Below are 24,920 nucleotides of genomic sequence, written 5' to 3'. Positions count from 1 at the left end.
CGTGTTTCTTAAGGGGTGCCCGATTGCGCTGCCACGTGGGCGGCGATATCGGCGGCAATCGCGGCCGCTTCGGCCATGCTGACGATTTTCTTTTGTAGCCAGCGGTCAACCGAGGGAAAGACGAACTTCGACACATCGCCGCCGAGGATGGCGATTTCGCGCACGATGGTGCCGGAGATGAACTGATACTGGTCCGAAGGCGTCAAAAACAGGGTTTCGACATCAGGCAGCAAATAGCGGTTCATGCCAGCCATTTGAAATTCGTATTCGAAATCGGAAACTGCGCGCAAGCCGCGCACGATCACCCTGGCGTCGTGCTTGCGAACAAAATCCTTCAACAAGCCGGAAAAGCTTTCGACCTTGACGTTTGGATAATGCCCAAGGACTTCGTTGGCAATTTCGAGGCGCTCGTCGAGCGAGAAAAAGGGACGCTTGTTCTTGCTGTCGGCAACGCCGACCACCAGACCCTCGAACAGTCCGGACGCCCGGCGCACCAGGTCTTCATGGCCACGGGTGAGGGGATCGAAGGTACCTGGATATACGGCTACAACCATTGCGGCTCCCTGAAGATGCACTCATATAGAAGGCGCATTATGCCCGAAAAAGGATTATCTGCCCTATAACGGGGCTGGGATTGTCCAGGTTGGCGCAAGCGGCGCCGGGCAATCGACCGCATCCTTACGGCGTCGTCCGCAGTTGCAACAGATAATAAAACACCACGCCGGCCTTGTCTTCGCGCACCGGCAACCACGGCGCCAGCCAGGCGGGCGGCGCAGCATCGCCCTCTTGCGCCCCTTCGGGAAAGGGCAGCCGGGTGCCCGACTCGACATACACCAGCGCCCCAGCATTGAGTAGCGGCACGCACAGCGGCAGTGACTTTGACAATAAATCCTGCTGGTAAGGCGGATCGAGAAATACCAAGTCGTAGCGGGCACCGCGCGCGGCCAGCGAAGCCGCTGCCGTCAAGGCATCGGCGCGCTGCACCGTGACTGTCTCGGCATGCAGCTTTTCCTTGATCTCTTGCAACTGGCGCGCCACCTGCGGGTGGGCATCGATGACGGTGACGGCAGCCGCGCCGCGGCTGGCCGCCTCGAAACCGAGGGCGCCACTACCGGCAAACAGGTCGAGTACGTTGGCCGATTGCCAGCTGTGATCCCACAGGTGGCTGATCCAGTTGAACACCGTTTCGCGCACGCGATCGGGGGTGGGCCGTAAGCCCAGTGCATCGAGCACGGGCAACTGGCTGCGTTTCCAGGCGCCGCCGATAATGCGCACATGCTTCGGTGGCGGCGGACGGTGAACGGGGACTTTGGCGGGCTTTTTTTGCATGGCCGCAACTATAACGCAACTATAACATTGGCAGTGGCGCGATCAGTGGCCGCTCAAGTTTGTGGCTGGGTGGCCAGCACATTAAAGTCGTCGATCCAGCCGGCCATGCGTTTTTGCGCATGGGCTTTTTGGGCGGGCGTGGCGATCTTGACGGCGGTCAATATCATTTGAATGGTTTGTTCTTCATAGCTGTCAAAAAACGCCTTGCGATCGGGCGCATCCATGCGATCGAACAGTTCGCGCACCAGGCCGTGCAGCTGGGTGACGGTGGCGTCTTTCCCCAGTTTATCGCGCTGCACCTTGCGCAGCACGGCGACGATGCGCTGCTGGCGACGGACCCGCTCGTCGAGCCAGATATCGTTATTGAGCGCGCGCGCATCGGAGGCCTTGCGCAATACTGCTTCCTGCTCTGAACTAAAATGGCCGAACCACAGGTCGAACTGCTCCATCGATTTTTTAAAGCGCGCCTTTTGCTGCTCTTCGAGGTCACCGCGCATGAATTTCTTACGGTAGTCGTCGTTGTTCTTGGCAAACTTGCGTTCCATTTGGGCGATCTGTTCCGGTTTGACGGTCAACGCCAGGTCGGCCAGTTCGGGTAGTGCCTTAAAAGCGAGCAATTCGGTACGCGAACGCACCTGGTCATAGTTCGCGTGTAAATCGGTGGCCGTCATGCTGCCGCCCAGCTGCCGCTGTCCCGTTTGCAGCAGCTGCACATAGTCTTTGAGCTGGGTCTTGCGATGCCACTGGAACAGGTTGTCGATATCGCGTTTGACGAAGCCGGACTGATCGCTGTCGAGGTCCAGATAGTTGTTCAGCCACCAGTACAGCACGGTGTCGCCGTGGTTGTAGGTGAAGCGGATGCTGCTGCAGGCGGCCACGCTGGCCATCAGTGCGATCAGCAATAGCAGGCGAAGTCGGCTGGCAACGCGATGGGCCGTGTTAAAATTTTTCATCTATATAACTCTTTCAAAAGTGCTGCTCATGAACGTTGTCATCCTCGCTGCCGGTATGGGAAAACGCATGCAATCGGCGCTGCCGAAAGTGCTGCATCCGCTGGCAGGCAAGCCATTGTTGCAACACGTGATTGATACAGCGCGTGAACTTTCACCTGGCAAATTATGCGTGATTTACGGGCATGGCGGCGCCGCGGTGCCCGAAATGGTCGCCCGCCAACACACCGGTGCGCACGCCGCCATCGATACCGCCCTGCAGGAGCCGCAACTGGGCACCGGCCACGCCGTCATGCAAGCCCTGCCCCAGCTCGACGACAGTGTGCCCACCCTGATCCTGTACGGCGACGTCCCGCTGACCAGTGCCGCTTCGCTGCGCCGCCTGGTGGTGGCGGCCGGCAATGACAAGCTGGGCATCTTGACGGTGGAACAGGCCAATCCCTTTGGCCTGGGCCGCATGGTGCGCGAAAACGGCAAGATCGTGCGCATCGTCGAAGAAAAAGATGCGACTGCCGCCGAGCGCAGCATTTGCGAGATTAATAGCGGCATCATGGTGGCGCCGACGGCCCGCTTGCGCGACTGGCTCAGTTCACTGTCAAACAACAATGCGCAGGGCGAGTACTACCTCACCGATATCGTCGCCAAGGCGGTGGCCGAAGGCATGACGGTGGTATCGGCCCAGCCCGCAGCAGAATGGGAAGTGGCAGGGGTCAACAGCAAGGTGCAACTGGCCGAGCTCGAGCGGCGGTACCAGCTGAACCTGGCCCATACCCTGCTCGAGCAGGGTGTGACCCTGATGGACCCGGCCCGCATCGACATCCGCGGCAGCCTTACCTGCGGGCGCGACGTCACCATCGATGTCGGCTGCGTGTTCGAAGGGGCTGTCACGCTGGCGAACGGCGTACGGGTGGGCGCCCATAGCGTGCTGGTCAATTCGGCGATTGGCGCTGGCGTCCAGATCAAGCCGTTTTGCCATATCGAAGGGGCGCAGGTGGGCCCGCAAGCGCAGATCGGCCCGTATGCGCGCCTGCGCCCGGGCGCCGAACTGGGGCAAGAAGTCCACATCGGCAATTTCGTGGAAGTCAAAAACAGCACCGTCGCTGCCCACAGCAAGGCCAATCACCTCGCCTACATCGGCGACTCGACGGTGGGGGCGCGCGTCAATATTGGCGCTGGCACCATCACCTGCAACTACGATGGCGTCAACAAGTTCCGTACTATCATCGAAGACGACGCCTTTATCGGCAGCGACTCGCAACTGGTGGCACCGGTGACCGTGGGTGCCGGCGCCACCATCGGCGCCGGCACCACGCTCACGCGCAATGCGCCGGCGGGCAAACTGACCATGTCACGGGCCAGGCAAATCACCATTGACAGCTGGCAGCGTCCCGTCAAAATTGCCAAGCCGTAAACAGACGCCCATTGTCTAGACGGCGATACGTGTTTCGAACTTGCTTCTAAAAGTAGAAAAATAGGTTTTGACGTTGCGCACGTTGGCGTGCGTGGCAAACAGCCGGTGCGCCAGCGCGTGGTAGGCCGGCATGTCCGCCACTTGCACCATCAACACAAAATCGGGCCCCGGCGCCACCCGATAGCATTGCAGCACAGCGGGTTCGAGCGCCACCAGCGCCTCGAACTCGGCCATTTTTTCGGCCGCATTGACATCCAGCGAAATCTCGACAATCGCGCTCAGCTGGGCGCCCACCCTGGCGGGATCGACCAGCGCCACCTGGCGCGTGATCACCCCCGCATCGGTCAACAGCTTGACCCGGCGCAAACAAGTCGGCGGCGACACCCGCACCCGTTCGGCCAATTGCGCATTGTTGAGCGAAGCGTCTTGCTGCAATGTGTTCAAAATACGACGATCAAGGTCGTCGAAATCGCTATGCACCATGCGTTACCTCATCTTAAAAAAAGGATTATGACGCATCCTGAAATTATATTTCATGGCGGTACACGCTTGACAGCAAATTTCATAAACAGCAAGAACTCGTTAGCATATTTCATGTAGTTTCATCTAGGATACAATTCTTTCATCTAATTCAAGTGAGGCAATCATGTGCGGAATCGTCGGCGCGGTAGCGCAGCGCAATATCACCCCGATCCTGATCGAGGGTCTCAAGCGTCTCGAATACCGTGGCTATGATTCATGCGGCGTCGCCCTGCACGTCGACGGCCGCCTGCAGCGCTCGCGCAGCACGGCGCGCGTGGCCGAACTGGAAACCCAGATGGCCGACATCGGCCTGCAAGGGTTTACTGGCATTGCCCACACCCGCTGGGCCACCCACGGTGCCCCCGCCTCGCACAATGCGCACCCGCATTTTTCGCCCACCGAAGAATCGGCCCGCATCGCCCTGGTCCACAACGGCATTATTGAAAACCACGACGAACTGCGCGCCGAACTGAGCGCCCAGGGTTATGTGTTCGAGAGCCAGACCGACACCGAAGTCATTGCCCACCTGGTCGACCAGATGTACAACGGCGATTTGTTCGACACCGTCCAGCAGGCCGTCAAGCGCTTGCACGGTGCGTACGCCATTGCCGTGTTTTGCCGCGAAGAGCCGCACCGCGTGGTCGCTGCACGCCAGGGTTCGCCGTTGATCCTTGGTGTTGGCCAGGGTGAAAATTTTGTCGCCTCCGACGCCATGGCGCTGGCCGGCACCACCGACCAGATCGTCTACCTGGAAGAAGGCGATGTCGTCGACCTGCAACTGGGCCGCTACTGGATCGTCGACGTCGATGGCCGCGCCGCCAACCGCGAAGTCAAAACCGTGCATGCGCACACCGGCGCAGCCGAGCTGGGCCCCTACCGCCACTACATGCAAAAAGAAATTTTCGAACAGCCGCGCGTGATCGGCGACACCCTCGAAGGCGTCGCCGGCATCACCCCCGAACTGTTCGGCGACAATGCCGCGCTGGTGTTTGCCGACATCGACCGCGTCCTGATCCTTGCCTGTGGCACCAGTTATTATGCGGGCTTGACGGCCAAATACTGGATCGAATCGGTGGCCAAGGTGCCGGTCGCCGTCGAAATTGCCAGCGAATACCGCTACCGCGACAGCGTGCCGAACGCCAAGACCCTGGTCGTCACCATCAGCCAGTCGGGTGAGACGGCCGACACCCTGGCAGCGCTCAAGCACGCGCGCAGCCTGGGTATGCGCCACACCCTGACGATCTGCAACGTCTCCACCAGCGCGATGGTGCGTGAGTGCTCACTAGCGTACATCACCCGTGCCGGTGTCGAAGTGGGCGTCGCCTCCACCAAGGCATTTACCACCCAGCTGGCCGCGCTGTTCTTGCTGACCCTGACGCTGGCCAAGGTCAACGGCCGCTTGTCCGACGCCGACGAAGCGACGTATTTGAAACAGATGCGCCATTTGCCGGTGGCGCTGTCGGCCGTGCTGGCGCTGGAGCCGCAAATCATCGCCTGGGCAGAAGACTTTGCCCGCAAAGAAAACGCCCTGTTCCTTGGCCGCGGCATCCACTATCCAATCGCCCTTGAAGGCGCGCTGAAACTGAAAGAAATTTCCTACATCCATGCCGAAGCCTATCCGGCCGGCGAGCTCAAACACGGCCCGCTGGCGCTGGTCACCGAAGAAATGCCGGTCGTCACCATCGCGCCCAATGACGCCCTGCTGGAAAAGCTCAAATCGAACATGCAGGAAGTACGCGCACGGGGCGGCCAGCTGTACGTGTTTGCCGACGTCGACTCGCGCATCACCTCAGGCGATGGCGTGCACGTCATTCGCTTGCCGGAACACTATGGCTTGTTGTCACCAATCCTGCACGTTGCGGCTTTGCAGTTGCTGGCGTATCACACGGCGCTGGCGCGGGGCACCGATGTCGACAAGCCGAGGAATCTGGCGAAGTCGGTGACGGTGGAATAACGCTGGAATGGTCAGCGGACTGGGTGTGGACGAACAATAAAGTCAGACAAAAAACAATAACGTTCGATACAAAACAGTGATGTTTGACACAAGACTCCGAGGTGGACATGTTCCTAGAAGGTACTTCCGCTTTCGGCCCAGGCTGTGTAAAAACGCAATCCTGTTCCCACAATCGCAAGCTCGGGCCGCCAAGCTATATTTGAGGGGCTAAAACGCGTTGTACGGCGCTGTATCGTTTTATCGGACTTCCCCTTCGAAATGCCGAGGCAATCGCCAGAAGCGCCGCTTTTAAGCCTCGCAAATGGATAAAAGCCTTGATGGCCTTCATCATATCCGCAATGCCGAGGATGGCGATCAGTCGTCTGAGGTTATAGGCAAGGACGTGCAGGCTCATCTCCGTCTTCACGCGCTCCAACCCCTTTGTCAGGAAATGCGTCGCCCCCATCCAGGCTTTGATGGTGCCGTATGGATGCTCAACCGTGCAACGTCGAATTCGCATCGCATCCGGCGTTTGTTCGAGACGTGCCTGCATCTTTTCAAGCACGTGCTGATGTTCCCAGCGGGTCACGCGCCGCTGCGGACTCGGCATACACTTTTCTTTGAGCGGACAATCCTTGCAATTCGAGCTCCAATATCGATGATTCGTCATCCCTTTTTCGACGGTCGCAAAACGCCAAATGAGTGATTGACCTGCCGGGCACCGATATTCATTCTTTTCCGGATCGTAGACGAAGTCGGCCTTGTCAAATCGCCCATCAGCTTTGGCGTTTGAGGTTTTCGTCGGCGGCACCAAGGTGGAGATGCCGGCATCATGGCACGCCAGTATTTCCTTGCCATTGAAGTAGCCCCTGTCGGCAAGCGCCGTCAGCTCTGTTGTTCCAATTGCGCTGCGTGCTTTCTTGGCCATTGCAGATAATTGATCACGGTCGCTGCCGTTGTTGGTCACCTCGTGCTCAACGATCAAATGGTGCTTCGCATCGACTGCAGTATGCACGTTGTAGCCGACGATGCCGCTACCGCGTGTCATCATAGATCGGGCATCGGGATCTGTCAGCGAGATCTGTGTTTCGCCAGTCTCTACAAGCTTTGCTCCCATTTCCTTGAGCGAGGCCATCTGCAATTTTAATGCCGTTATTTTCTCTTCCAGCCGCACGCGTTTTGGTTTTGCGGCGCCGGGTTCCTGCCTGTCGGCGCTGTCGAGCTCGGTCAGGTAACGACCGATGCTTGCTTCGATCTCTTCCATCCGCCGTTTCAGCTTTGCGTCGGTGAAATTGCGATCGCTGCTGTTCACCGCTTTGAATTTGCTGCCGTCGATAGCGACGACTGCATCCGAAAAGAGATCAAGCTGCTGGCACAAAATGACGAACTGACGGCATACATTGCGCATCGATCTGCCATTGTCTTTTCTGAAGTTAGCGATCGTCTTGAAGTCCGGTTTTAGACGTCCGATCAACCACATCAATTCGATGTTCCGCTGAGCTTCGCGCTCCAGACGCCGGCTCGACTGTATCCGATTGAGGTAGCCGTAAATGTACAGCTTGAGAAGCACGCTCGGATGGTAGGCAGGCCGCCCCGTCACAGCTGGCTGCACGCGCTCGAATCCAAGGCTGGCAAGGTCAAGCTGATCGACAAATACATCGACCACCCGAACCTGGTTGTCTGCGTCGACATAGTCGTCCAGTAACTCGGGGAGCATCGTCGACTGGCCGCGGTCCGCACCTTCGATAAAGCGCTTCATTTCGCACCCCAAGTGATGAGATACTGGCTTAACGTTTACCGATCAGGTTTCGTTTACATCGGCTTACGTTTTTACACAGCCTGGGCCGAAACCGGACAGTCGAATATGTGTAGAAATCCTGATACATGAATTCAGAGGGTCGCCTGAAAAAGCCCGTCACTATCAAGCGCTACCCCTGACTTACCAGCTCGTATGTTGGCTCGGCGTGTTGCCCCTGATGGCAGCGGCCCTTGTTCAGGGCGCCTTTGGTCTTGCGGGCCTGGTCGCCTGCTTTTTGCTCGAAGTCGCCTGCGTTCGCCGGTATCGGAACGCAGGACTTTACTAAACCGGCGTGTTTCATCCGATGTGGTGACCATCGTAGTGGTGCGGCTGCATACGTTTGCTGCGCAGCCCAACGATGGCGCCCACCAGCAGCCGCCAGTTTATTTTTTCAAAATCGCTTCCTCCGACACGGTCAAGGTGGCCCGGTGTTCCCTGGTCTCGGCAATCGCCTCCGCCTTCACATCGGCCCGTGAGCGACCGGCCACGGCATTGTCTGGAGCCACATGTTGATCGGTGGCGCAGCCGATGATTAACGCCGTCAATCCCAGCAAGGGCAGCAGGCAAGTGAATGGTCGAACGTCCATGGTGATTCTCCAAAAGGTCAAATGCGTTGTCGGATGGATGAGGAAACTGCCAGCGCGCCTGCTGCGCGAACACCTGTCATGGCCGCGCGCCGCCGCGGGCTGCGCCGTCAGCGCAGGGCTGCACTGCTTGTAAAAATGCGCGCTGCTGTCGTTGCTGCTGCGGTCGCCAGCTGGCTGGCGCCATGGCCCGCGAGGTCCCTGTGCAGGCGGATGGTGCGCTTGCCCAGACTGTCATAGAACGCCGTGGCACGCGTGATCGTCGACGCCGCTGTCAGCGCACCGCCGGCCACGTCGACGAGCGGAATCAAGTGCGGTGGATGGAGCGGGTGGCCGATCACGCAGCGCTCCGGGTGGCGCTGGCAGCTGGCCAGGATGGCCGCCATGGTCCATCCCGATGAACTCGATGCAATCAGTGTCTTGGCCGGTAGCAGCGCGTCGAGCTGGTCGTAGAGAGAGAACTTGACCTCGAGCCGCTCGGGCGCATTTTCCTGCACCAGTTCAGCGTCAGCGACAGCATCGGCCAGGTCGGTGGTAAACCGCAAGTTGCCACGGTCGGCGCCGTCGGCCAGGCCGCGCTGTTCGAGTGCGGGCCAGGCCTGGTCAATGTAGTGCCGTAATGCGGCCTCGGCACCCGCTGCGATATCGGTGGCGCTCACCTGCAGGCCATGCGCCAACAACAGCGCTGCCCAGCTGGCGCCAATCATGCCGGTGCCGATGCCGGTACCGACGACGGCGACCCTGGTGATCGGGTTGCTCATGTGACTTCTCCGTTTGCGGTAAGGGAAAACGGGTCTGCGGCGCGTTCGCCACAGCCCTTGGCAATAATAGGTCGCGCCGGCGCCGGCGTCTTTCGCATCCATGCGCGTTTAGCGCGCCTGTGCGCAGGGCGTCACTGGCGTCGGGTAGATCGGCAGGGGTGGCGCGGTCAGGCGCGCTTTTTGAATTCGGTGGGCGCCAGCTGTGCCCAGCGCTTGAACGCCCGGCGAAAACTCGAGGCGTCGCTCAAGCCCAGCCGTTCGGCAATCGCATCGTGGTTCATCCGGGTGCGCGTCAGATAGGTCGAGGCCAGCCGGAAGCGGACCTCGTCGATGATTTTTTGATACGTCGTACCTTCGCTGATGATCTTGCGGCGCAGCGTACGCGGGTGCACATGCAGGCGCGTGGCCATCGCTTCGAGCGAGGGAAACTGGCCCGATTGACTCAGTAGTTGCCGGTAGATTTCGCCAACCATGCCACGCCGGTTGTCGATGCGGTCGAGCAGTTCATGACAGGCGTCGGTAACCAGCTGGAACGTGACGGCATGCGCGCCGATGGGTTTGCGTTCCAGCCACGCTTTGTCGAACCGTAACTCGGTGCAGGCGGCGGCAAACTCGACGGGACAGTTCAACAGCCCTTGATACGGTGCCAGCGAGGCCGGCGCATCGAAAGCGAAGCGCGCTGAACACAGCTGGAAGGCATCGCCCGTGACGTTTTTGTGCACTGCCAGCAGGATGCCGCTCTGGTACTCTTCGACGAAGCGTTGCATCGCGCGGCTCAGCGCGAAGTCGGGCAGGGCGCGGATGATCCACGCCGCCTGATCGCCCGATTCGTCGAACTCGACGTCGACGATGGGCGTGGCCAGTTCCCGGTATGCCATGCCGAACGCGATCGCCTGGCGGACGTCGACGCTGCTGAGCAAGCCGTAACCGAAAAAGCCGAAATCGGTCAGCTGAAATGCGGCGCCCAATTTTAGCGGGCTCGTCGATGGCGGCGCCAGTCGCAGGAAATTGTTGAACACGGTGGCGACCTGGCGCCGTGAGATACAAAAGTAAGGGTCGCGCAAATCGTCAAGGGTCATGCCGGCCCCCGTGAGTGCGAGCTGGTCCGCCATACCGGCAGTGCGCAGGTACGCAATCAATGGCGCGATCTTGTAGACCGGATAAATGTGCTCGGTCGAACCGATATTTTGCAGTGCTGCCACCCGCCCCTCGCCTACCAATGCAAACCACCGGGAGTGATGCGCCGCTTCGGCACCACGCTGATGTCGCTTCGGCTGCAGGGTAGCATATCTACTGTTGGTTAGTCAATCGATGGCAGCGCCGGCCAGCGCGCCATCACCCCCGGTTAGCTCGCTAGCGAGCGCTGCGAAATGCAGCGGGGGTCAAGCCGACCAGCCGGGCAAAGCGCGTGGTGAAATAACTCTGGCTTTTGTAGCCCACCTCGTCGGCGATATCGGCAATCGATTGCTCGCTTTCGATCAGCATTTTCTTGGCCGCTTCGATTCGACAACGCATGATGAACTGGTGCGGCGATTCCTGCGTCGATTCCTTGAACATGCGCGCAAAGTGAAATGGACTCATGTCCAGTTGCGCGGCGATATCCTTAAAGCCGATGTCTTCCTTGAAGTGCGCGCGAATGAACTCGATGGCGCGCCGAATCTTGTAGCGCGGCAGCCCGCCCGGGCTCGACGCGGACAGCGAGGTATCCGTATAGGTCGCCAGCAGATGCTGGCCGATGACCATAGCAAGCGACTCGACGTACGACTGCTCGAGCACACGCCGGCTGCGCATTTGTTGTTCAATCGAGCGCGCCAGATGCCACATGAAAGGATCGACGCAAGCGTACTGGGGCATGATTTCAACGCCGCGATGGCCGTTCGCCCTGGCCAGCGCAGTGAGAAAGCCCGGCTTGACGCTCAAACGGGTGATCTCGGCGTCGGCGTTCCATTCGGCCGTATAAGCATGGCCGGCGGGAATGATGGAGACATGCCGGTCGCTCACCCGGATCTGCCGCGACGTGCCGCAGGCGCCGCGGTAGGTCAGCAATGCGGCGGCCCGTATGCGCGGCGCGGTGATCTCGTGCTCAGCCAGCGCGCGTTCGCCACCGTCAGCGGCAACCCGGCCAAAGAGGCAGATATGCAGGGCGTCACAGCGCGCTTCCAGCACGCCCGCCGGCGCGCTGCCTCGCCCGCTCGCATACGGCGTCATGATCGCCCCCGCCGGGCGAGCGCGGCGCGGCAAGGCAGCCAGAATGGTCGTTGGGACTGTCGGTGCTTGGACATGGATGGCTCCTTGGAGTAGACCCGGTCATTGTCCCAGTGCGCGCAATGGATCGCGAGTGCGGTTCAGGACAATCGGCATGACAAATAAGGACACCGCAGGACACCGCCGGATACTGCAGCGCACAGCACGACACTGCAGGACAGTGTACGACAGTGTACGACAGTGCAGGACAGCGCTGGCGCACCGAACGCCAGTTTGGCGCAGTCATCAAGGTGTCACACACCGTTCGTATCATCGCAGCGGTTTTGTAACCAACTCTCACTAACGCACCGAAGGATTATTTCATGTACCATCGTGCCGCCCTGCGCCGCCTCCCCCTTGCCCTGTCGATTGGCGCCCTGCTCGTACTGAGCGCCTGCGGCGGTTCGGACAACACCGACGCTGCCCTGGTGGTGCCAGCAGCACCGGCTGACCAGGGCGCCGCCGACACCGCCCCAGTGCCGGCTGGCACCGCCTTCGTCGACAGTGTCGCCAGCAACCAGCGCGGCGACGCCCGCTACGCTACTCTGGCCACCAATGCCGGTGTGCGCGTGCTCGGCGGCATGCTGGCGATCTGGAAACCGTTGACCGAACTGGTCGATGCCGGCTCCCCTGCCCCCGCCGTCGACGGCTTTGCCGCAGTGGCGGCGTCCGCCTGGACCGGCGTGCCCAACGATGGCAGCGCTGGCGGCACCATCGTCAATGCCACCGTCCACAGTGCGAATATCGATTACGTCGTCAAGGCCACCGCCAACCGCAGCGCCGAGCAAGTCTTGATGGCCTACGTCGATGACCGCCGCGGCAAGGGCTATAGCGTGACCGAAGGGATGGGCCCGCTGACCACTGCCTGGCGCACGGCCAGCCGCCAGACCACCACCATCAACGGCATCCCGGCCGATGCCGCCACCGTCAAATACGATGATGGCGGTAACAACAACGGCATCGGTGGCGATGCCAACCCTGAATTCGGCAAGGTCATCGACCTGATCAATGCGATGGGCACCAACGGTTCGACCGAGCCGGCCAAGCGGTTTTATAAATACGCGCGGCCGTTCCGCTGGAGTAGCGCGGTGCAGGTACTGCCACAACTGGTGCCCGCCATCAGCACCACCCCCAACACCGACGGCGGCTTTACCAGCGGTCACGCAGCGGAAGCCACCCGCAACGCTGTCGCCATGGCCTACGTACTGCCCGAGCGCTATCAGCAACTGGTCGGCCGCGGTCTCGAACTCGGTGAAAACCGCATCCTCGCCGGCATGCACTCGCCGCTCGATGTGATCAGCGGCCGCGTGCAGGCGCAAGCGATCGCCGCCGCCAACCTGATCGCCGCCGGCGCCACCACCCGCGCCGCCGCCCTCAGCCAGGCCCATGACACCCTCATGAAAGCCACCAACACCAGCGCCACCACCTTCGCCAGTTACGCGGTGTCGGGCACCGCCGCCAATGACCGCTTTGCCGATTACGCCACCAACAAGGCCAATTATCTGCGCCGCATGACTTATGGCTTGCCGACCATCGGCGCCACCGGTGCGCCGGCAGTGGTGCCGAAGGGCGCCGAAGTGCTGCTCGAAAGCCGCCTGCCTTACCTCGACGATGCCCAGCGCCGCGTGGTGCTCAAAACCACCGCCATCGGTTCCGGCTACCCGGTGCTCGACGACGCTGAAGGCTGGGGCCGTTTAAACTTGTTCGCTGCTGCCGATGGTTACGGCGCCTTTAGCGGCAATGTCGTCGTCAACATGGATGCCAGCAAAGGCGGCGTCAACGCCGCCGATCGCTGGCGCAACGACATCAGCGGTAGCGGCAAGCTGGTCAAGCAGGGCACGGGCGTGCTGCAGCTGGGCGGCAACAACAGCTGGACTGGCGGCGCGCAAGTCGACGCCGGCACCCTCGAAGCGCAGTCGGGCAGCGCGTTCGGTAGCGGCGACGTGTATGTCGCCAGCGGCGCCAACGTGCTTAGCAACGCTCCTGGCGTGCTGGTGATCGGCGGTCAATATACGCAGCTGGCCGGCGCGACCCTGCAATTGCGCCTGGGCGCTGCCCAGCAGGGGCGCCTGAGCGTCACCGGCACCGCCACCATTGCCGGCGGCAGCTTGCGCATCACCTTCCAGGACGGCGTCAAACCAGCATCCGGCGACACCCTGATGGTGATCAGCGCGGCCAGCCTGAAAGGCAAGTTCGACACCATCACCGTCGACGGCTTTACGGTCACGCCGACCTACAGCGCCACCGGCCTGCAGCTGCGCCTGGGCAGCTGATGGTAAAAGTATGCCGGCGCAGCCCGCTGTGCTGGCGTACCGGGGGCAACCTCAATCCGTGCTATGGTCGACGGCGAACAGCCAGCGACCATATTGACGGAGTACGGGACCCATGCACAGTTTTTCGCGCGGACAAAAAGGCAAGCTGAGCGATCTCGGCTGTAGTACGCCGCTGACGGTGCTGGTGACGCTGCCCTCGCCGCAAGCGAGCGTCGATATCGCCTGCTTTGGCCTTGATGCCAACGACACCCTGGCCGATGAGCGCTACATGGTGTTTTTTCATCAGCGAGCCAGTCCCGCTAACGCCATCAGCGTCGATCTTTCAGGCGATCCCAGCGGCGCAGGTGCGCGCTTTGCCATCGACCTCGACGCCCTGCCCGCCTCGATTGCCCGCCTGGTGTTTACGGCCGCCATCGACGCTGCCGCCGGCATGGCCACCATGCGCAGTATCGGCGCCAGCGCCATCAGCATCGGCGAGACCGTGCGCTTCGCCTTCAGCGGCGCCGATTTTACGGCAGAAAAAGCGATCATCATCGCCGAGCTGTACCGGCGCGATGGCCAGTGGCGTTTCGGCGCCGTCGGTCAGGGATTCAAGGGCGGCCTGGCGGCGCTGCTGACCCATTTCGGCGGCACCGAGGCACTCGCCGCGGCGGCAGCTGTCGGCGCGCCCGCGCCGCTGTCCTTATCTAAAGTCACGCTGGAAAAGCGCGGCGACAAGGTCGCGCTCGACAAGCGCAGCGGGCGCAGCTATGGCCGCATCCGCGTCAACCTCAACTGGAACCAGCGGCCTGCGCTGGCCCCCAAGACGGGGTTTTTCGAGAAATTGATCAAGCAGCCTGACAAGGGTATCGATCTCGACCTCGCCTGCCTGTTCGAACTGGCTGACGGCAGCCCCGGCCTGGTGCAGGCGCTCGGCAAGCAGTGGGGCAATTACGCGCAGCGGCCCTTCATCGTGCTCGAAGGCGATGACCGCAGCGGCAGCGTGGCGAGCGGCGAAAACCTGTTCATCAACGGTGACCAGTTCGACCAGATCAAGCGCGCCCTGATTTTCGCCTTTATTTATGAGGGCGCACCCAACTGGGGCGCCACCGACGGCGTGGTCACCATCGAGATTGCCGGGCAGGCGCCGGTCGAGGTGCGCCTCGATCAGGGCGCCAACCAGCCGCTGTGCGCCATCGCCCTGATTGAAAACCACGGCGGTACTTTGCAGGTGACCAAGCTGGCCGACTATTTTGCCCAGCAGGGCAGCACCAGTGTCCACCAACTGCTCGATACCAAATATGGCTTTGGCCTGCGCTGGAAGACCGGCAGCAAGGATTGACGATTTGCGCCGGCCTTACTGGACGTCGAGCAGCTCGACGTCAAAAATCAGGTTGGCGTTCGGTGGAATGGGGCCGGCGCCGCCATCGCCATAACCCATGCTGGCGGGAATAATCAGCGTGCGCTTGCCGCCCACTTTCATTCCTTGCACGCCGTCATCCCACCCTTTGATCACCTGGCCGCCACCGAGCGCGAAGCTAAATGGCGCGCGGCCGCTGGACGAATCGAACTGGGCGCCATGCTGCGCCGCTGCCGCCGGTGCATACAGCCAGCCGGTGTAATGGACCACGGCAGTGGCACCGGCGACGGCAAGCTTGCCGGTGCCGACGACGCTGTCGATTTTCTGAAATGCGACGGTCGTGGCCGGCGCTGCACTCTCTGTTGCAGGCGCCGGCGCGCTGGCGCGTTCGCAGCCACTGAGGGCCAGCAGGGCCAGGCCGCAGATGCCGGAGGTAACGAGTCGGTGCATGGAAGTCTTTCAAAACAGTGGTTGGTGAACAACGGTCGACGCCGTGCTGCATGCACAATACAGGGCGGGCGCGCTGTTGCCAATGCGCAGGCACCGGCAGCCTTGGATGTGTGGCGGGGCAACGACCGGCCGGCCGGACGTTGTGGGTGAACTGTATGCCAACTGTATGTCAACTGCCGGCCGTTGCGCTACAATATGCGCCGCAGCGCGCCGTGTACACTGGCGCGCTGCCAACGGACATGCCGTTCCACGCCGAACGTCAGCCATGCAGCAAGCGCTCCCCCGCTTCGACACCGAAGGACGGGCCGGAGACAGCGCCCCGAATACCGGTCAGCCCGCACCAGCGTTTCACCATGAACGCCGCTGCGGCACTTTTGCGCTCGCTTTATCAACCTGCACGGACAACAACATGCACTCAGCCCCGCCCCTGGCCCATTTTTTCGACGGCGTCCCGCAGCTGCGCGCGCGCGCAGCCTGATGCCTGCCGTGCCCGCCGTTCACCCCATGCGTCCCGCTCCCCTCAGCGCCGCCGTCCCGCACACCGTGCTGGAAGACGTCTATGGCTTGATCGCTGGCGTGTTGTTTGCCGCCATCGGCATCGCCATGCTCAAGGCCGCCGGCCTGGTCACCGGTGGTGTCGCCGGTATTGCCCTGTTGCTCTCGTATGTGGTGGCGCAGCCGGTGGGCGTGCTGTTCATGGCGATCAACCTGCCGTTTTTCCTGTTTGCCTATCTGTCGATGGGCGGGCGGTTCGCCGTCAAGTCGGTGCTCGGCAGCGTGCTCATCATGGCCTTGCTGCAGCTGATTCCGCACGCCTTCATCGTCAACTATGTTCACCCGGCCTTCGCCGCCCTGATTGGCGGCACCCTGTGCGGCATGGGCGTGCTGGCGTTTGCCCGCCACGGCGCTGGCCTCGGCGGCACTGGCATCGTCACCATGTGGCTGTACAAAAAATGTGGCATCAATCCGGGCCGCTCGCAGCTGGCCATCGATGGTGTCATTCTGGCCGTCTCGCTGCTGGTGGTAGCGCCGGCGCTGGTGGGCTGGTCGGCGTTAAGCGGGATTGCCCTCAGTGCCATGATGATCACCTGGCACAAGCCGGGGCGCTACGAGGGCAGTTGACAGCGGCGCATGGCCAGTTGCAGATCGATAAAAAAAGCGGCCGCCAGGCCGCTTTTTTGCTGGTCAAGATTACGCCTGGTCTTGCAGCATTTCGCTCAGGAAGATCAGCGATTCGCCATGCGCTTCGACGGCGGCGCGCTGGTTGTAGGAATCGCGGTGGCTGCAGTTAAAACCGTGTTCGGCTTCGGTGAAGCTGACGATGTCGACCAGTTCATTGTCTTCGAAGGCCTTGGCGATCGTGTGCACGGCGTCCATCGGGATATGGCTGTCTTCTTCGCCGAACAGCATCAGCACCGGCACTTCGATTTCGCTGGCGCGATCGAGGCTGTTCTGGATGCCGCCGCCGTAGTAGCAGATGGCAGCGTCGACCAGGCCATTGGCGGCCGTGTGATACGACATCAGGCCGCCCCAGCAATAACCGATGGCAGCGATCGGGCCAGTAAAGCCGTCGCGCGTTTTAAGGGCGTCGATGGCAACGCTGATATCGGCCTGGGCCTTGACGTTGTCGGTCGCGTTCATCAGTTCGACCGCGCGTTTCCAGCCGCTTTCGTCGTAACCGAGTTCGACCCGTGGTTCGCTGCGCCAGAACAGGTCGGGGACGATGACCATGAAGCCGTCCTGGGCATATTGTTCGGCAACCGTGCGGATGTGTTCGTTGACCCCGAAAATTTCCTGGATCAATACAATGCCGGGGCCGCTGCCGGTGTGCGGGGTGACGACATAGGCGTCGAATTTACCATCGGCAGCGTCGAGTTGAATCCATTCTGTCTTGATAGCCATGTGTGATCTCCGGTGTAGGTGAGGGGCAGATGAGGTGCAGGTGAAGTGCGGTGGAACGATGGCCGGATCATACCCGTTTCGCCCAAGGACGGCAGCGCGCACGCCAAATTGCCCTGAGCCGCCGCGGCGCCGCCGCGCTACACGCCCGCCAACAGGCTCGACAAGGGCCCCGGATCGGTGATCATCGGATCATGGTGGGCCGCCAGTTCGATCCAGTTCCAGCCCGGCTGCGCGCGCAACTGTTGCTTGACCTCGACCAGCGGGGCGAATGGCGAGGCGGTGCAGTCGACATAAATACGCGGCCGGCCATTGCCGAGCGGGTGCTGCAGCACCAGCTTTTCTTCATAGGTGCCGACCGGGTGCGGCGTGAGGCGCTTGCTGACCCAGTCCACCGCTTCAGTGTCGAGCTTGCCGTAGTGGTTGACGGGCGGCGCCGGAATCGCCAGTCCCTTGCCCAGCGTTTGCACCTGCTGCTGGCGCTGGCGGGTGATGGCGGCTGGCTGCGCTTCAAACACCGAGTATCCGCTGGCGAGCACCATGGCGTCGACATACACCAGGCTGTTGATCAGGTGGGGAATGCGGTCAGCCACGCCACTGATGACCACGCCGGCAAAGCCGCTACCCACCAGAATCACGTCGCTGACCCCCTGGTACAAAATGTGGTTGGTGATGCTCGTAATAAAAGTGCTTAGTGAAATGTCTTTTGACAGCAGGTGGGCTTGCTCGCCCAGCCCCGGACAGGTGGGCGTCGACACCGTATGGCCCTGGGCGCGCAGCGCCTGTGCTACTTTTTCCCAGCACCAGCCGCCATACCAGGCGCCATGCACGAGGACGTAGGTTTTCGGCGCGCTGCGGGCGCCACCAGTGCTGCTGCCGGCGGGACCGAGCGCGGGCTGGGCCGCTGTGGCCGGCATGGCCGCTCCCAGCAACAGGCCGAGGGCGGCGGCGTGAAACGAACGGCGGGTCTGCTTGCGTGCTTCCATGATATGCCTTATGGGTAGATAATTTCCGTGTGGAAACGATGGTGTAAGTTTGACCAATTTGCGTTGGTCTTTTATTGATCCTAAGCAATCAAATTCCCCATCCCGACGATGAGCCGATGGCGCCATGTGTGCGTCAACGGACCGACGGCCCGCAGTCGAGCGACGATCATGAATTTGTTAAATTAATGAGGAGGTAACATGACAATTCGCCCAGCTGAGCCGGTCACGCCCGTGCTCTATCAGCCAGATGTTGAAGTACCCGAAGAGGGCGAGGCCGCCACCATCGCCGAGATGCTCGAGTCGCTCCGGCATATTTCCACCATCACGTATGCCGACAGCGGCCATGCGCTGCGCAGCGTGCATGCGAAGTCGCACGGCATCTTGCGCGGCAGCTTGCGGGTGCTCGACGGCTTGCCAGCAGCGTATGCGCAAGGCCTGTTCGCCACACCGGCAAGCTACGACGCCGTGGTGCGGCTGTCGACCACGCCGGGCGACGTGCTTGACGACAAAGTATCGACCCCGCGCGGACTGGCGCTCAAGCTCGTCAAGGTGCCCGGCGCCCGCGTGGACGGCAGCGAGAACGATGCGACGCAGGATTTCGTGATGGTCAACGGCCCCGTGTTTGCCGCCCCCACCGCCAAAAAATTCGGTGCCAACCTCAAATTGCTGGCGCCCACCACCGACAAGGCACCGCGCCTGAAAGTGGCCTTGTCGGCCGTGCTGCGCGGCGCCGAACAGGTGCTCGAGGCGGTCGGTAGCGAGAGCGGCCTGCTCAAAAGCCTAGGCGGCCACCCCACCACCAACCCGCTGGGAGAAACCTATTTCAGCCAGGCGCCGGTGCTGTATGGCCCGTACATGGCGAAGTTTTCACTGGCCCCGGTGGCCGCCGAGCTGCTCGCCCTGACCGATGCCCAGGTCGACCTGGCCGACACCGAAAACGGTTTGCGCGAAGCGGTGCAAGCCCATTTTGCCCACCACGGCGGCGAATGGGAATTGCGCGTGCAACTGTGCACCGACCTGGCCAGCATGCCGATCGAAGATTCTTCGGTTGAATGGTCGCAGCAGGCCAGTCCCTACGTGGCGGTGGCGCGCTTGCAGATGGCGCCGCAAGCCGGCTGGAGCGAACAGCTCTCGCGCCTGGTCGACGATGGCATGCGCTTTAATCCGTGGCACGCGCTGGCGGCGCACCGGCCGATAGGCTCGATCATGCGGGTGAGAAAGGCGGCGTATGCGATGTCGTCGACGTTTCGTTTTGAGAACAACGGCGTGCAGCAGGTGGAGCCGACCGACCTGGATGCGCTTGCCGTAGAACGCCAATAAGCCATTCAGCCTGGCATGCATGGGGCCGGCGACGTCGCGCCAAGCGTGGCCCGGCCAGTCCCAGTTTGCGTCCGCTACAACGCCTGACTGAGCCGCGCATAGTGGGGAAACTGCGCCCCAGCCAGCGCTGTTCAAGGCCAGTCGATTAGAAGGTAGAAATAACAACACGGTGTCAATTACAAGGTTGCGTGGGCAGTGTTGCTTCTTCAGGCTGGCGCCTGCCGGGCTTTCCATAATTTTTTGACCAGCGTCACCACCAGCAGCACGATGGCGCCGGCGCTCACGCCGGCGACGGCATCGATGGCCGTCGGCGTCACTGCCTGCAACAGCGGGCCGATGGCGCCGACCCGGCCTGCCGCCGCCGCCGCGCTGTCGACCAGGTGGTGCAGTGTCGGCACCCCGTGCATCAGGATGCTGCCGCCCACCATGAACATGGCGGCGGTGCCGACCACTGACAGGGTTTTCATCAACAGCGGGGCGCCGGCCAGCAACAGGCGGCCCAGCACCTGCAAGGGTGGCGACGCTCGCCGGCTCAGCCACAGGCCGGCGTCGTCGATCTTGACGATGGCGGCCACCACGCCGTACACCCCCACCGTCATGACCAGGGCAATCGCAATGAGCACCGCCACCTGCTGGGAAAACGGGGCGTTTTCGACGGTGCCCAGGGCAATCACGATGATTTCGGCCGACAAAATAAAATCGGTGCGGACGGCGCCCTTGATCTTGTCCGCTTCCAGCGCCACGAGGTCGCGCGCCGGATCGGCCACCGCGCGGCTCAGTTCGGCGCGGTGGCTGGCGTCGTCGGCCGCGCTGACCATGAATTTGTGGGCCAGTTTTTCAAAGCCCTCGAAGCACAGGTAAGCGCCGCCCACCATCAGCAGCGGCGTAATCGCCATCGGCACAAAGGCGCTGATGGCCAGCGCTGTCGGTACCAGGATCGCCTTGTTTTTCAGTGAACCGAGCGCCACTGCCCAGACGACGGGCAACTCGCGGTCGGCGTTGACGCCAGCGACCTGCTGGGCGTTGAGGGCCAGATCGTCGCCCAGCACGCCGGCGGTTTTTTTGGCCGCCACCTTGCTCATGACGGCGACGTCGTCGAGGATGCTGGCGATATCGTCGATTAATGCCAGAAGACTGCTTGCCATACCTGCTCCATGATTGAGAGTTGCGATCGCTGGCGTGCGCGCGATCGGCCGGGTTGCCATCTTAACCGAGCCGTCGGCGCGCACGGGTCAGCCCGGAAATCTGCAGTTCATGGAGCGAAAAACGCACTTCGTCGCTTTTCGGGCGCGCCGTGGCGGCGTCGCCGTATAGTAGGTTCACTGACCGGCTGCAGTGCGTCAGCCGCCACCATGAGGAGAAAACGATGACCACGGTATTCGATCTGCCCGCACCGGTATTACGCAGTGCCCGCCCTGTCAAACGCAAGACCCGCATCACCATTTACCTCGATGACGAAGTGCTCTCGCAGTTTCGTTCGCTGTCGGAAAAAAGCGGACAGGGCTATCAGACCTTGATCAATGCGGCACTGCGCGCGCGCCTGCACAGCGACCCTGTAACTGTCTGAACACTGTCTGAACACTCTCTGAACACTGTCTGAACCGCGCCCCGGCGGCGGCGCCATGGCCAGTCCCGAAAACGCCGCAGGCCAATGCCCGGCAGGCTTGCTTGCTTGCGCGTCCGCGAGAAATTTCTCCGTGCGGCAATAATTATGCTAATCTTCCCGCTCTTTTAATCCCGGAGGTTAGTTATGAAAAAAGGCGAACTGATTGCTGAATTCGCAAAGCGTACCGAGATGACCGGTACCGCCGCCAATGCTGCCATCAACACGGTCATTCAGATCATCACCGAGCGCCTGAAAAAGGGCGATACGGTCGGCATCACCGGCTTCGGCACTTTCTCCGTCGCCAAGCGCGCCGCGCGCAAGGGCCGCAACCCGTCGACCGGCGAAGCGATCAAGATCGCTGCCTCGAAGTCGCCCAAGTTTTCCGCTGGTGCCACCCTCAAGGCGGCCGTCAATCCGAAGAAGAAGTAAGCTTGCCGCTGCAGGCGACGGGCGCGCTGGCGGCATCGGCTGCGGCGCGCCCGTCGTGTTTTAGCAACGGCCGGCGCCCTGCCCGGTTGGCTGTTGTTTTGTCGTTTCCCGCTGCGGCTTGACGCCCGGGCTGTAAGCGCAGCGCTACCGCATTTCGACCGCATTTCTACACCTATCCTCCATGCCGCTTGCCACCTGGATCACGTTCGTCATCGCCGCCACCGTGATTGCCATCTCTCCCGGTTCCGGCGCCATCATGGCCATGTCGCATGGCCTGGCCTACGGCCTGCGCCGTGCCAGCGCCACCGTACTGGGCCTGCAACTGGGTTTATTGCTGATGTTTATCATCGCTGGGGCCGGCGTTGGCTCGCTGGTGATGGCGTCGGCGCTGGCGTTCGGCCTGGCCAAGACCATCGGCGCGCTGTACCTGATTTACTGTGGCGTGAGCCAGTGGCGGGCGGCGCCCTCGGGCATGCTCGCCAGCGGCAGCGGTCAGGCGCTGCCATCGTTCGGTCGCCGAGTGGCGACCGGCTTTCTGACCAATGCCACCAACCCCAAGGGCATCATCTTCATGGTCGCCGTGCTGCCGCAGTTTATCGCCAAGGATGCGCCGCTGCTGCCGCAGCTGGCCATTCTCGGCGTCACCATGGTGACCATCGACAGCATCGTCATGCACGGCTACGCGGGACTGGCGGCGTCGATGCAGCGCTATTTCCGCGACCCGCGTGCGATCCGCAAGCAGAACCATTTTTTTGGCGGCGTGCTGGTGCTGGTGGGTGCCGCGCTGTTTTTCGTCAAGCGCAGTCCCGCCTGATTTGCAACTGAATGTAAAGCCTGTGCACGTCGTGCGTGCTGCGGCGTTACATGGTGACAGACCGTACGCGCCCGTGTTAATGCATGTGCTAATTTCCTCCGCCATTCCTTGAAGGCTGCCATGACCCTCCGCCTGCTTCGCGCCGCGACCCTGCTTGCCGCCGCCGTTACTTCCACCGTCGTGCTGGCCGCCGATCCGCCGTCGGTGGTCGGCCGCATTGCCGTCGCCGAAGGCCAGGTGCGCATCACCGGTGATGTGGGCGACGACGCCAGTGGCGCCCAGGTCAACTGGCCGGTCACCTCGCACAACATGGTGTCGACCGCGCGCGGCGCGCGCACTGAAATCCGCATCGGCTCGACATCGCTGCGGCTCGATGGCGACAGCTCGGTGGAAGTGACCGAGCTCGATGACGACAGCGTGCGCCTGCGCCTGAACTACGGCAGCATCAATGTGCGCGTGCGCAACGCCGACCTGGTACGCGGCTTTGAACTGGTCACGCCCAACGGCGTGGTGCGCCTGCAGGAAGTGGGCGCCATCCGCGTCGACAGCGAGCGCGTCCCCGGTGTTACCGCTGTCACCGCGCTGCAGGGCACCGCGCTGGTCAACGACCGTGGCGGTCAGCTGATCGTGCGCGCCGGCAAGCGCATCGAAGTGGGTGACGACATCCGCAGCAGCAGCGCCGTGCGCGATGGCTTCGACGACTGGTCGTATCAGCGCGACCAGTACGAGGAACGCTCGGTATCGGCGCGCTACGTCACCACCGACATGACCGGCTACGAAGACCTCGACCGTCACGGCGTCTGGCGCGAGGACGCCGAATATGGCGCGCTGTGGATGCCAACCACGGTGGCGGCCGACTGGGCGCCTTACCGCGACGGCAGCTGGGCATGGATTGCGCCGTTTGGCTGGACCTGGGTCGACAACGCACCGTGGGGCTATGCGCCGTTTCACTATGGCCGCTGGGTGCAGGTCAACCAGCGCTGGGCGTGGGCACCGGGCCGCCGGGCCGAGCGGCCGGTGTGGGCGCCGGCGCTGGTCGGCTGGGTTGGCGGATCGAACTGGAACCTGAATTTTAATGGCGGCGGTCGGCGTCCGCTGCCGGCGACCGGCTGGTATCCGCTGGCGCCGCGCGACGCCTTCGTGCCGCACTACCGGCTGGCGCCGGAACACCTGCAACGCATCAATCGCGATCATGATGGCCGCGATGGCCGCGATGGCCGCGATGGTCGCGATGGCCGCGACGGTGGCGATGAGCGTCGCCGTCCCGGCCTGACGGTGGTGCCGCAGGCGCAGTTCGGCCAGCGCGGCACGGTCGCCGTGCGCAATGCACCGCGTACCGCCGCGCCGCTGCTCAGTGTGCCAGCTGGCGCCGGGGTGGCGCCGGCGGCACCGGCCGGCGTCGTGGTCCAGCGCGAGCGCATGGACAGCGATGCCTGGGACCGCAACCGCCCGCGCCGGCCAGAATTGCGCGGTGGGCCGGGCCCGGTGTTGCAGCTGCCGCCGGCGGCCGGACCGGCACCGTCGCCGCTGGCCCAGGGCGTGCAGCCCCGGCGCGACGGCCGGGATGACCGCGCTGGTCGCACGCCGCCGCCGATGCCGGCCGCGGCACCTGTGTTACAGCAGCCATTACCGCAGCAGCAACGCGAGCAACAGCAACGTGAGCAACAGCAACGTGAGCAACAGCAACGTGAGCAACAGCAACGTGAGCAACAGCAGCAGAGGCAGCAACCACAGCAGCAGGATCAGCAGCTGCGCCAGCAGCGTGATCAGCAGCAACGCGAGCAGCAGATGCAGAGGCAGCAACAACAACAGCAACAACAGCAACAACAACAACAGCAACAACAACAACAGCAGGAGCAGCAACTGCGCCAGCAGCGTGAGCAGCAACAGCGCGATCAGCAGCAACGCGATCAGCAGCAGCAGATGCAGCGGCAACAGCAGCAACAGCAACAGCAGCAGCAACAGCAACAGCAGCAACAGCAGCAACAGCAGGAACAGCAACTACGTCAGCAGCGCGAACAGCAGCAGCGCGACGGCCAGCGTGCCGCCCGTGACGACGAACGCGCCCGCATGCCGCGCGCGCCGGCGCCACAGGCGCAACCGCAACCGCAACCGCAACCGCAACCTCAGCCGGCGCCGCGCGCGGCGCCCGCCGCCGCCGCCGCTGCCGCCGCGCCCGCCCCCGCAGCGGCGCCGCCAGCGGCGGACAAGGAGCGTAACCACGGCAATCCCGACCGCCGCCGCACGGTTGAGGGGGGCGAACGTTAAGCGG

Annotated in this window: 22 protein-coding genes and 1 pseudogene; 10 read left to right on the top strand and 13 right to left on the bottom strand. The window is 62.4% G+C overall.

The features are described 5' to 3' along the window. Positions 1–8 precede the first annotated feature (8 nt). The 3 genes from coaD to ACP7BZ_RS13990 all read right to left on the bottom strand — a co-directional run bounded on the left by coaD (position 9) and on the right by ACP7BZ_RS13990 (position 2,282). Positions 9–554 (bottom strand): pantetheine-phosphate adenylyltransferase, encoded by a 546-nt coding sequence (gene coaD / locus ACP7BZ_RS14000; RefSeq protein WP_426114109.1) that lies wholly within the window; start codon positions 552–554, stop codon positions 9–11. A gap of 124 nt (positions 555–678) precedes the next feature. Continuing rightward, positions 679–1,329, bottom strand: a complete 651-nt coding sequence (rsmD, locus tag ACP7BZ_RS13995; protein ID WP_426114107.1) for a 16S rRNA (guanine(966)-N(2))-methyltransferase RsmD — start codon at positions 1,327–1,329, stop codon at positions 679–681. Between the two features lie 53 nt (positions 1,330–1,382). After that, on the bottom strand, positions 1,383–2,282 hold the full coding sequence (locus tag ACP7BZ_RS13990; RefSeq protein WP_426114105.1) for a DUF6279 family lipoprotein: 900 nt from the start codon (positions 2,280–2,282) through the stop codon (positions 1,383–1,385). 28 nt (positions 2,283–2,310) lie between these two features. Here ACP7BZ_RS13990 and glmU point away from each other — a divergent pair, with 28 nt between their 5' ends. Continuing rightward, positions 2,311–3,690: a bifunctional UDP-N-acetylglucosamine diphosphorylase/glucosamine-1-phosphate N-acetyltransferase GlmU gene (glmU, locus tag ACP7BZ_RS13985; RefSeq protein ID WP_426114103.1), complete on the top strand. Its 1,380-nt coding sequence runs from the start codon at positions 2,311–2,313 to the stop codon at positions 3,688–3,690. A 15-nt stretch (positions 3,691–3,705) separates the two neighbouring features. Here glmU and ACP7BZ_RS13980 read toward each other — a convergent pair whose 3' ends face one another. After that, entirely contained in the window at positions 3,706–4,173 is a 468-nt protein-coding gene (locus ACP7BZ_RS13980) for an Lrp/AsnC family transcriptional regulator (protein WP_426114101.1), read from the bottom strand. Positions 4,174–4,336: 163 nt separating this feature from the next. Between ACP7BZ_RS13980 and glmS the strand changes: the two genes are divergently transcribed. Then, positions 4,337–6,166 (top strand): glutamine--fructose-6-phosphate transaminase (isomerizing), encoded by a 1,830-nt coding sequence (gene glmS / locus ACP7BZ_RS13975; protein ID WP_426114099.1) that lies wholly within the window; start codon positions 4,337–4,339, stop codon positions 6,164–6,166. A gap of 310 nt (positions 6,167–6,476) precedes the next feature. On the opposite strand, the pseudogene ACP7BZ_RS13970 reads toward glmS, so the two are convergent. From ACP7BZ_RS13970 to ACP7BZ_RS13950, 5 genes and pseudogenes are all read right to left on the bottom strand, one after another. Next, positions 6,477–7,904: pseudogene (locus tag ACP7BZ_RS13970) on the bottom strand (IS1182 family transposase); the annotation flags it as partial. Positions 7,905–8,326: 422 nt separating this feature from the next. Further along, positions 8,327–8,530 (bottom strand): hypothetical protein, encoded by a 204-nt coding sequence (locus ACP7BZ_RS13965; protein WP_426114097.1) that lies wholly within the window; start codon positions 8,528–8,530, stop codon positions 8,327–8,329. Between the two features lie 107 nt (positions 8,531–8,637). Continuing rightward, a complete protein-coding gene (locus ACP7BZ_RS13960; RefSeq protein WP_426114095.1) occupies positions 8,638–9,288 on the bottom strand; it encodes a 3-hydroxyacyl-CoA dehydrogenase NAD-binding domain-containing protein in 651 nt (216 codons plus the stop codon). Between the two features lie 167 nt (positions 9,289–9,455). Next, entirely contained in the window at positions 9,456–10,490 is a 1,035-nt protein-coding gene (locus ACP7BZ_RS13955; RefSeq protein ID WP_426114093.1) for an AraC family transcriptional regulator ligand-binding domain-containing protein, read from the bottom strand. Between the two features lie 151 nt (positions 10,491–10,641). Continuing rightward, positions 10,642–11,529: a helix-turn-helix transcriptional regulator gene (locus ACP7BZ_RS13950; RefSeq protein WP_426114091.1), complete on the bottom strand. Its 888-nt coding sequence runs from the start codon at positions 11,527–11,529 to the stop codon at positions 10,642–10,644. A 326-nt stretch (positions 11,530–11,855) separates the two neighbouring features. Here ACP7BZ_RS13950 and ACP7BZ_RS13945 point away from each other — a divergent pair, with 326 nt between their 5' ends. Beyond that, entirely contained in the window at positions 11,856–13,805 is a 1,950-nt protein-coding gene (locus ACP7BZ_RS13945) for a phosphatase PAP2 family protein (RefSeq protein WP_426114089.1), read from the top strand. Between the two features lie 112 nt (positions 13,806–13,917). Further along, positions 13,918–15,126 (top strand): TerD family protein, encoded by a 1,209-nt coding sequence (locus ACP7BZ_RS13940; RefSeq protein WP_426114087.1) that lies wholly within the window; start codon positions 13,918–13,920, stop codon positions 15,124–15,126. 15 nt (positions 15,127–15,141) lie between these two features. On the opposite strand, the gene ACP7BZ_RS13935 is transcribed toward ACP7BZ_RS13940, so the two are convergent. Further along, entirely contained in the window at positions 15,142–15,594 is a 453-nt protein-coding gene (locus tag ACP7BZ_RS13935) for an FKBP-type peptidyl-prolyl cis-trans isomerase (protein WP_426114085.1), read from the bottom strand. A 477-nt stretch (positions 15,595–16,071) separates the two neighbouring features. Here ACP7BZ_RS13935 and ACP7BZ_RS13930 point away from each other — a divergent pair, with 477 nt between their 5' ends. Then, positions 16,072–16,716 carry a YitT family protein gene (locus tag ACP7BZ_RS13930; protein ID WP_426114083.1) on the top strand — a complete coding sequence of 215 codons (645 nt, stop codon included), beginning with the start codon at positions 16,072–16,074 and terminating at the stop codon, positions 16,714–16,716. A gap of 69 nt (positions 16,717–16,785) precedes the next feature. Here ACP7BZ_RS13930 and ACP7BZ_RS13925 read toward each other — a convergent pair whose 3' ends face one another. After that, positions 16,786–17,496, bottom strand: coding sequence for a dienelactone hydrolase family protein (locus ACP7BZ_RS13925; protein ID WP_426114081.1), 711 nt, complete (start codon positions 17,494–17,496; stop codon positions 16,786–16,788). Between the two features lie 137 nt (positions 17,497–17,633). Further along, positions 17,634–18,479 carry an alpha/beta fold hydrolase gene (locus ACP7BZ_RS13920; RefSeq protein ID WP_426114080.1) on the bottom strand — a complete coding sequence of 282 codons (846 nt, stop codon included), beginning with the start codon at positions 18,477–18,479 and terminating at the stop codon, positions 17,634–17,636. Positions 18,480–18,677: 198 nt separating this feature from the next. On the opposite strand from ACP7BZ_RS13920, the gene ACP7BZ_RS13915 reads away from it, so the two are divergent. Next, positions 18,678–19,799: a catalase family protein gene (locus ACP7BZ_RS13915; protein ID WP_426114078.1), complete on the top strand. Its 1,122-nt coding sequence runs from the start codon at positions 18,678–18,680 to the stop codon at positions 19,797–19,799. Between the two features lie 206 nt (positions 19,800–20,005). Here the strand turns inward: ACP7BZ_RS13915 and ACP7BZ_RS13910 are convergent, their stop codons facing one another. Further along, positions 20,006–20,944 carry a DUF808 domain-containing protein gene (locus ACP7BZ_RS13910; protein WP_426114077.1) on the bottom strand — a complete coding sequence of 313 codons (939 nt, stop codon included), beginning with the start codon at positions 20,942–20,944 and terminating at the stop codon, positions 20,006–20,008. 221 nt (positions 20,945–21,165) lie between these two features. On the opposite strand from ACP7BZ_RS13910, the gene ACP7BZ_RS13905 reads away from it, so the two are divergent. The 4 genes from ACP7BZ_RS13905 (at position 21,166) to ACP7BZ_RS13890 (ending at position 24,916) form a co-directional block, all read left to right on the top strand. Continuing rightward, on the top strand, positions 21,166–21,366 hold the full coding sequence (locus ACP7BZ_RS13905) for a BrnA antitoxin family protein (RefSeq protein WP_426114076.1): 201 nt from the start codon (positions 21,166–21,168) through the stop codon (positions 21,364–21,366). Between the two features lie 183 nt (positions 21,367–21,549). Beyond that, entirely contained in the window at positions 21,550–21,834 is a 285-nt protein-coding gene (locus ACP7BZ_RS13900) for an HU family DNA-binding protein (RefSeq protein ID WP_426114075.1), read from the top strand. Between the two features lie 181 nt (positions 21,835–22,015). Next, positions 22,016–22,648 (top strand): LysE family transporter, encoded by a 633-nt coding sequence (locus ACP7BZ_RS13895; protein WP_426114073.1) that lies wholly within the window; start codon positions 22,016–22,018, stop codon positions 22,646–22,648. 120 nt (positions 22,649–22,768) lie between these two features. Further along, positions 22,769–24,916: a DUF6600 domain-containing protein gene (locus ACP7BZ_RS13890; protein ID WP_426114071.1), complete on the top strand. Its 2,148-nt coding sequence runs from the start codon at positions 22,769–22,771 to the stop codon at positions 24,914–24,916. The last annotated feature ends 4 nt before the right edge of the window (positions 24,917–24,920 follow it).

Origin of the sequence: Massilia sp. PWRC2, from assembly GCF_049896725.1 — a bacterium.
Classification (GTDB): domain Bacteria; phylum Pseudomonadota; class Gammaproteobacteria; order Burkholderiales; family Burkholderiaceae_D; genus JAFCUW01.
The sequence above is the reverse complement of the archived record's forward strand: the minus strand, read 5'-3'. Positions and strand labels throughout refer to the sequence as shown.